The sequence below is a fragment of the Halorubrum tibetense genome, from assembly GCF_042661865.1.
GTDB lineage: Archaea > Halobacteriota > Halobacteria > Halobacteriales > Haloferacaceae > Halorubrum > Halorubrum tibetense.
Window position 1 is genome coordinate 1 of sequence record NZ_JBHSWW010000543.1, and the last position, 872, is coordinate 872.

2 protein-coding genes are annotated in these 872 nt (G+C 70.6%); both read left to right on the forward strand.

Annotated elements, in window-relative coordinates:
- The coding region (locus ACFQEU_RS16845; RefSeq protein ID WP_379784012.1) for a sodium:calcium antiporter at positions 1-381 on the forward strand (381 nt) is incomplete at its 5' end.
- Between the two features lie 125 nt (positions 382-506).
- A partial coding sequence (locus ACFQEU_RS16850; RefSeq protein ID WP_379784014.1) for a D-aminoacyl-tRNA deacylase occupies positions 507-872 on the forward strand: 366 nt, incomplete at its 3' end.

The window sequence follows — 872 nt, forward strand, 5'->3', positions numbered from 1 at the left end:
TGGCTGATCGAGGGCGGACGGGAGCTGCTCGCGGCCGCCGGCTTCACCGACCTGTTCATCGGGCTCACCGTGCTCGCCATCGGCACGTCGCTGCCGGAGCTCGCCGCGAGCGTCGTGGCCGCCGTCCGCGACGAGGCCAGCTTCAGCGTCGGCAACGTCGTCGGCTCGAACATCTACAACGTGCTCGCCGTGATCGGGATCCTCGCGCTGGTCGCCCCGGTCGAGGTGAGCGCCGGCGTCCGCGCGTTCGAGTTCCCTGCGCTGATCGCCTTTACCGTCCTCCTCGTCGGGCTGATGTACCGCGGGAGACGGCTCTCGCGCCTCGACGGCGGGATACTCGTCGTCGCCTACGCCGGCTTCATCTACCTGCTGATCCCGTGAGCGCGACTGCTCACCGCTGATAACCGGTGAGAGGTGGTAGGCGCTGTGAACCGGAGACGCCCGCGTGCGCCCCCGGTCGGTCCCGAACCGACGGGTATTCGGCCGCCCGCGCTCGATCAGGAGGTGTGATAGCGATCGTCGTCAGCCGGGCCGACAGCGCCTCCGAACACATCGGCGAGCGACTTCGCGCGATCGAGGACTGGACGCGCCACGAGGACCCGAGCCGGCCGGACGCCGCCGGCGGCGGGGCGTACTACCGGACGGAGGGGTTCGAGCTCCGCGAGTTCGACGACCTCCACATCCACCTTTCGAACCCGGCGGCCGCGTTCGACGGAACCGAACACGAAGGTGGGTCGGGTGCCGACGCTCTCGACCTCCTCGTCTTCGTCTCCAGACACGCCGGCGAGACGGGCCGCCTCCTGACCGCACACGTCACCGGCAACTTCGGCCCCGCGGCGTACGGCGGGGAGCCACGGACGCTCGCCCGGGCC